This is a genomic window from Sphingomonas sp. (assembly GCF_026460985.1).
Classification (GTDB): domain Bacteria; phylum Pseudomonadota; class Alphaproteobacteria; order Sphingomonadales; family Sphingomonadaceae; genus Sphingomonas.
This window is the reverse complement of sequence record NZ_JAPKNM010000059.1, coordinates 1-5,507: the sequence shown is the minus strand read 5'-3', so window position 1 is coordinate 5,507 and position 5,507 is coordinate 1. Positions and strand designations below refer to the sequence as shown.

Genomic DNA, 5,507 nt, shown 5'->3' with positions numbered 1-5,507 from the left:
GAGGGGGCGGAACCACTGCGCTCAATTAGAGAGGGCATTGCTTACCTCCCCCTCCGACGCCTTCGGCGCCACCTCCCCCTGGCGGGGGAGGATTTTGAATGTCGATCCGTCCTAGTTCGCGCAAAGGCGCAGAGGGCGCGGAGGGGTTTCGCCCGGCTGCGTCAGCAGCCTTTCAGCAGCGATCCGGCAATGCGAAGCGCGCTGACGCGCGATACCTTCTCTGCGTCCTCTGCGCCTCTGCGCGCACAAATCTTCTCCGCGCCTCCGCGCCTCCGCGTGATCAATCTCTTCTTCCGGGCGGTTTCGCCGGATCGCCACGCGTTGACGTATCCAAGCCGCGGGGGTAGCCGCGCAGCGATGGCAACCTTCCTCGACTTCGAGAAACCGATCGCCGAGCTCCAGAGCCGGATCGACGAGCTGCGCCGTACCGCCGAGGGCGGCGCGGTGGACATCCAGGCCGAGATCGGGCCGCTCCAGGCCAAGGCCGAGCGGCTGCTCCAGGACACCTATGCCAAGCTCACGCCCTGGCAGAAGACGCAGGTCGCGCGGCACCCCGAGCGGCCGCACTTCAAGCATTATGTCGCGGGGCTGATCGAGGACTTCACGCCGCTGGGCGGCGACCGCGCCTTTGCCGACGACAATGCGATCATCGGCGGGCTGGGGCGTTTCCGCGGGCGGCGGGTGATGGTGATCGGCCACGAGAAGGGCGACGACACCGCGAGCCGGCTCAAGCACAATTTCGGCATGGGCAAGCCTGAGGGATACCGCAAGGCGATCCGGCTGATGCAGCTCGCCGACAAGTTCCGCCTGCCGGTGATCACCTTGGTCGACACTTCGGGCGCCTTCCCGGGCGTGCAGGCCGAGGAGCGCGGCCAGGCCGAGGCGATCGCGCGCTCGACCGAAATGTGCCTCAATCTGGGCGTGCCCCTGGTCGCGACGATCCTGGGCGAGGGCGGCTCGGGCGGCGCGGTGGCGCTCGCGGCGGGCAACAAGGTGCTGATGATGGAGCACGCGGTCTATTCGGTGATCTCGCCCGAGGGCTGCGCGTCGATCCTGTGGCGCACCGCCGACAAGGCCGCCGACGCCGCCGAGGCGATGAAGGTCACCGCGCAGCATCTGAAGGACCTCAAGGTGATCGACGGGATCATCGGCGAGCCGCTGGGCGGCGCGCATCGCGATCCGGGCGCCGCGGTGCTGGCGCTGGGCGACGCGGTCGAGGCGGCGCTGGCCGGGCTCGACGGCCTCTCGCCCGAGGCGCTGCGCCAGGCACGTCGCGCTAAGTTCCTCGCGATGGGGCGGCTCTGATCCGATCCAATCTGATCGCGCCGATCCGGTCGAGATAAAGAAAAAGGGCGGCGGAACCTGGTTCCGCCGCCCTCTCTCTGTCTCGATCGACTGAGGCTTACGAAGCCTTCATGTTCGATTCGACGTTCGTGAAGGTGGTCTTCAGCTGGTTGCCGAGGCCCTGCATCGCGGCGATGGCGGCGACGGCGATGAGAGCGGCGATCAGGCCGTACTCGATCGCGGTGGCGCCCTTGGAATTCTTAACGAAGTTGCGAATCTTCTGCATAACCGGTCTCCAACGTTCTAGAACTACTTCATTCACCCGGCCGGCCCGGAGATCCGGTTCGGCATCAACAACCCTATGGGAGGGAAGTAAAGAAACGGCTAAACCGGTGTATTACCAACCCGTTAGTCATTCTTAGCTGGCGGTCTGGACCTTGTCGCTGACGTTGTTCCACATGCCGGCCGTGACAGCGCCAACCGCCAGCAGCGCTGACATGATGGCGAGCACGATCAACGCGCAGATCAGGCCATATTCTACTACGGTGGCCGCTTTGGTATCGCGGACCAGGCAGCGGATCGTCTTCACTAGGGCTCGCATATCGCCCGCTTCTCCCCCACAGGATTTGCTGCGGATAGCGAAAGAGAATTAACGAAGTGTCGAACCCCTTTTCCGGACTATTGCTGGTAGTAGCCGTCGCGCTGGTAGATCGTGACGGCCGCGTGCTGGTCCAGCAGCGCCCGCCGGGCAAACCGATGGCGGGGCTGTGGGAGTTTCCCGGCGGCAAGGTCGAGGCGGGCGAAGTGCCCGAGGCCGCGCTGGCCCGCGAGCTTGCCGAGGAGCTCGGCATCGCGATCGACGCGCATGCATTGGCGCCTGCCGCCTTCGCCAGCGAGGGGCTGGGCGGGCGGCATCTGCTGTTGTTGCTCTATGTCGCGCGGGAGTGGGAAGGGACGCCCGAGCCGCACCACGCCAGCGCGCTCCAATGGGTGCGGCCCGCCGAGATGCGCGCGCTGGCGATGCCGCCCGCCGACGTGCCCTTGGTCGACGCGCTCGAGCGGCTGCTCAGTCCGGACGCCGTGGTCTGAGCGCGTCGGCGAGCGAGGCGGTGGCGCTGCCCGGCCGCGCGGCCTTGGGCTGCGAGGGATCGGGCGCCCAGCCGGTCAGATAGACGATCTCGAAACGCTCGGGGGTACGGCCGTCCTCCTCGGCGCGATCGGCGAAGGCCGCGGAGGTGCGGACGAGCATGTCGCGCGTGAGCGGCGCTGGGTTCGGCAGCAAATTGGTCGCCGCCATGCCGCGCAGGTCGCGGAGAAGGTTGGGCAGCCCCGCATAGCGCACCACCAGCGTCTCGATGTCGGAGACCGGAAGCGCGAAGCCCGCGCGGCTGAGCAGGTCGCCGGCCGAGCGCACGTCGATCTGCGGATGGAAGCGTGCGGCGGGACGATCGCCCTCGGCCTCCTTGACGCAGGCGCGCAGCGTGGAAAGCGTCCCCGCGCCGGCGAAGGCGCCCAGGAACAGGCCGTCCGGGCGCAGCACACGGCGGGCGAGGGCGAGGGCGCCGGGCACGTCGTTGACCTGGTCGAGCACGCCCGCCGAGATCACCAGGTCGAACGAGGCGTCGGCGAAGGGCAGGCGGTCCTCGTCCGCCTGTACCCCGCCGGCGGCGCGCGCGAAGCCGAAGCCGGCATCGAGGCGGGCGATTCGGACGCCGGGAATCCGCAGGTCGCCGGCGAAGCTGCCGAGGTCGAGCACGTCGCGGAATTCGCGCTTCACGGCATCGAGGCGCTCGAGAATCCCTTCGAGCATGTGCTCGCGCAGGAAGGCGAATCCCACATAGCCCGGGGCGGCGCGGTCGCGGCGGCGTCTGCGGGAGGCACGCGAGAAGATTTCGGAGGGGTTTTCGGAGTCGGACACGCGCGGCTTGTGCAGCGCCTGCGCGCCCGCGACAAGGACGTGCATGGCCGCGCTCGCTTCCCTCGTACGCCTCGCCGATCTCGCGCTGCCGCCGCGCTGCCCGGGATGCGGGGAGGTGACCGCGGCGGACCATCGCTTCTGCGCGTCGTGCTGGGGGGCGCTGCGCTTCCTCGGACCGCCCTGGTGCGCGGCGTGCCAATTGCCCTTCGCGTTCGACCGCGGCGAGGACGCCCTATGTGGCGAATGCCTCGCCGATCCGCCGCCGCATGATGGCGTGCGCGCGGCGGTGGCCTATGGCGAGGTGGCGCGCGAAGTGGCGCTCAAGCTCAAATATTCGGGACGGCTCGCCTGCGCGCAGACGATGGCGCGCGCGATGGAGCGGCTGATGCCCGAGGACGCCGGTCTGCTGGTGCCGGTGCCGCTCCACCGCTGGCGGATCTGGTCGCGCGGGTTCAACCAGGCGGCGCTGATCGCGGCGGCGCTCTCCAGGGCCTGCGGGGTGCCGTCCGACGCTGGGGTGCTGCGGCGCGTGAAGGCGACGCCGGTGCTCCGCGGGCTCGGTGCGCGCGGCCGGGCGAGGGCGGTGGCGGGGGCGTTCGCGCTGACGGACGGTGCCAGGGCGAAGCTCGCGGGGAAGACGGTGGTGCTGGTCGACGACGTGCACACCAGCGGCGCGACCGCTGCGGCCTGCGCGCGCGTGCTCAAGCGTGGGGGGGCGGCGAAAGTGATCCTTCTGTGCTGGGCGCGCGTTCTCGAAGCCGAAGCGCTGGATTGACAAGCGCGGCCGCGGATCACAACTCGAGACACACATGGCCAAGATCGAAATCTACACCAAGGCGTTCTGCCCCTATTGCTACCGCGCCAAGGCGCTGCTCGACACCAAGAAGGTCGAGTATGAGGAGATCGACATCACGATGGGCGGCCCGCGCCGCCCGGAGATGATCCAGCGCGCCCATGGCCGCACCACGGTCCCGCAGATCTTCATCGACGGCAGGCATATCGGCGGTTCGGACGATCTCGCCGCGCTAGACCATGAGGGCGGACTGGACCCGTTGCTGGCGGCATGAAGGCAGCGCTTCTCCAGATGACCAGCGGGATCGATCCCGCCGCCAATGCCCGCACCCTCGTCGAGGGCGTCGAGCGGGCCAAGGCGGGCGGGGCGGCGATGCTGTTCACCCCCGAGATGTCCGGCCTGCTCGACCGCGATCGCGATCGCGCCGCAGGATCGCTGGCGCGTGAAGACGAGGATCGCGTGCTCGCCGCGGTGCGCGACGCCGCGGCGAAGCACGGGATCTGGGTGCATCTCGGCAGCCTCGCGGTGCTGCGCGACGACGGCAAGCTCGCCAATCGCGGCTTCGTGATCGACGATTCCGGCGCGATCCGCGCGCGCTACGACAAGATGCACCTGTTCGACGTCGACCTGCCCACCGGCGAGAGCTGGCGCGAATCGAACAGCTACGCGCCCGGCGAGCGCGCGGTGACGGTGCAGACTCCGCTCGGCGTGCTGGGGCTGGCGATCTGCTATGATCTGCGTTTCCCGGACCTGTTCCGCGCGCTGAGCGACGCGGGCGCGACCCTGCTCGCGGTGCCGGCGGCGTTCACCCGGCCGACGGGCGCGGCGCACTGGCACGTGCTGCTGCGCGCGCGGGCGATCGAGGCGGCGGCGTTCGTGATCGCGGCCGCGCAGTCCGGCATCCATGACGACGGGCGGGCGACCTATGGCCATTCGCTCGTCGCCGATCCCTGGGGCGAATTGCTGCTCGACATGGGCGAGGCAGCGGGCGTCGGCTTCGCCGAGATCGATCCGGCGCGGATCGAGGCGGCGCGCGGCCGCGTGCCCGTGCTGCGGCATCGCCGCTCCATTCCGCCGGTGGAAACGCTGTGATCGTCTTCGACCTCAAATGCGCCGCCGGACATGTCTTCGAGGCTTGGTTCGGATCGAGCGCCGCCTGGGAGGAGCAGCGTGCGGCGGGGCTGGTCGCGTGCCCGATGTGCGGCAATGGCGACGTCGCCAAGGCCGTGATGGCGCCCAACGTGGCCGCCAAGGGCAACCAGCGTGCCGCCGCGCCCGTGCCGGCGCCCTCCGGCAATGCGCCGCCGCCCGAGGTCGTGAAGGCGGCGATGGAGATGATCGCCTCGGCGCAGGCCAAGATACTCGAGACGTCGCAATGGGTGGGCACGGCCTTCGCCGACAAGGCCCGCGCGATGCATCTGGGAGAGGAGCCGACGGCGCAGATCCACGGCCAGGCCACGCCCGAACAGGCGCAGGAACTGGCCGACGAGGGCGTGCCCGTGGCGCCCTTGC

9 protein-coding genes are annotated in these 5,507 nt (G+C 69.5%); 6 read left to right on the top strand and 3 right to left on the bottom strand.

Annotated elements, in window-relative coordinates; genetic code table 11:
• The first annotated feature begins 357 nt into the window (after window positions 1-357).
• Window positions 358-1,305: an acetyl-CoA carboxylase carboxyltransferase subunit alpha gene (locus MT490_RS09570; RefSeq protein WP_297386497.1), complete on the top strand. Its 948-nt coding sequence runs from the start codon at window positions 358-360 to the stop codon at window positions 1,303-1,305.
• Between the two features lie 97 nt (window positions 1,306-1,402).
• On the opposite strand, the gene MT490_RS09565 is transcribed toward MT490_RS09570, so the two are convergent.
• Window positions 1,403-1,570, bottom strand: a complete 168-nt coding sequence (locus tag MT490_RS09565) for a Flp family type IVb pilin (protein ID WP_297386494.1) — start codon at window positions 1,568-1,570, stop codon at window positions 1,403-1,405.
• Window positions 1,571-1,702: 132 nt separating this feature from the next.
• The gene (locus MT490_RS09560; RefSeq protein WP_363321741.1) at window positions 1,703-1,873 is read right to left on the bottom strand and encodes a Flp family type IVb pilin; all 171 of its coding nucleotides are present in this window, start codon (window positions 1,871-1,873) and stop codon (window positions 1,703-1,705) included.
• A gap of 92 nt (window positions 1,874-1,965) precedes the next feature.
• Between MT490_RS09560 and MT490_RS09555 the strand changes: the two genes are divergently transcribed.
• Window positions 1,966-2,373: a (deoxy)nucleoside triphosphate pyrophosphohydrolase gene (locus MT490_RS09555; RefSeq protein ID WP_297386489.1), complete on the top strand. Its 408-nt coding sequence runs from the start codon at window positions 1,966-1,968 to the stop codon at window positions 2,371-2,373.
• Here MT490_RS09555 and MT490_RS09550 read toward each other — a convergent pair.
• Window positions 2,351-3,247: a class I SAM-dependent methyltransferase gene (locus MT490_RS09550; RefSeq protein WP_297386487.1), complete on the bottom strand. Its 897-nt coding sequence runs from the start codon at window positions 3,245-3,247 to the stop codon at window positions 2,351-2,353. The genes MT490_RS09555 and MT490_RS09550 overlap by 23 nt on opposite strands.
• Between MT490_RS09550 and MT490_RS09545 the strand changes: the two genes are divergently transcribed.
• From MT490_RS09545 to MT490_RS09530, 4 genes are all read left to right on the top strand, one after another.
• Window positions 3,246-3,977 (top strand): ComF family protein, encoded by a 732-nt coding sequence (locus MT490_RS09545; protein ID WP_297386485.1) that lies wholly within the window; start codon window positions 3,246-3,248, stop codon window positions 3,975-3,977. The two genes, MT490_RS09550 and MT490_RS09545, sit on opposite strands and share 2 nt — an antisense overlap.
• Before the next feature lie 34 nt (window positions 3,978-4,011).
• Window positions 4,012-4,269, top strand: coding sequence for a glutaredoxin 3 (gene grxC, locus MT490_RS09540; RefSeq protein ID WP_297386483.1), 258 nt, complete (start codon window positions 4,012-4,014; stop codon window positions 4,267-4,269).
• A complete protein-coding gene (locus MT490_RS09535) occupies window positions 4,266-5,087 on the top strand; it encodes a carbon-nitrogen hydrolase family protein (RefSeq protein ID WP_297386481.1) in 822 nt (273 codons plus the stop codon). The genes grxC and MT490_RS09535 overlap by 4 nt, the downstream gene beginning before the upstream one ends.
• On the top strand, window positions 5,084-5,507 hold a 424-nt coding region (locus tag MT490_RS09530; protein WP_297386479.1), incomplete at its 3' end, for a DUF1178 family protein. The genes MT490_RS09535 and MT490_RS09530, both read left to right, overlap by 4 nt.

Excerpts from the sequence above, each read along its gene's own strand:
- MT490_RS09570 (WP_297386497.1), top strand. The coding sequence starts at position 358 with ATGGCAACCTTCCTCGACTTCGAGAAACCGATCGCCGAGCTCCAGAGC.
- MT490_RS09565 (WP_297386494.1), bottom strand. The coding sequence starts at position 1,570 with ATGCAGAAGATTCGCAACTTCGTTAAGAATTCCAAGGGCGCCACCGCG.
- MT490_RS09545 (WP_297386485.1), top strand. The coding sequence starts at position 3,246 with ATGGCCGCGCTCGCTTCCCTCGTACGCCTCGCCGATCTCGCGCTGCCG.
- MT490_RS09550 (WP_297386487.1), bottom strand. The coding sequence starts at position 3,247 with ATGCACGTCCTTGTCGCGGGCGCGCAGGCGCTGCACAAGCCGCGCGTG.
- grxC (WP_297386483.1), top strand. The coding sequence starts at position 4,012 with ATGGCCAAGATCGAAATCTACACCAAGGCGTTCTGCCCCTATTGCTAC.
- MT490_RS09535 (WP_297386481.1), top strand. The coding sequence starts at position 4,266 with ATGAAGGCAGCGCTTCTCCAGATGACCAGCGGGATCGATCCCGCCGCC.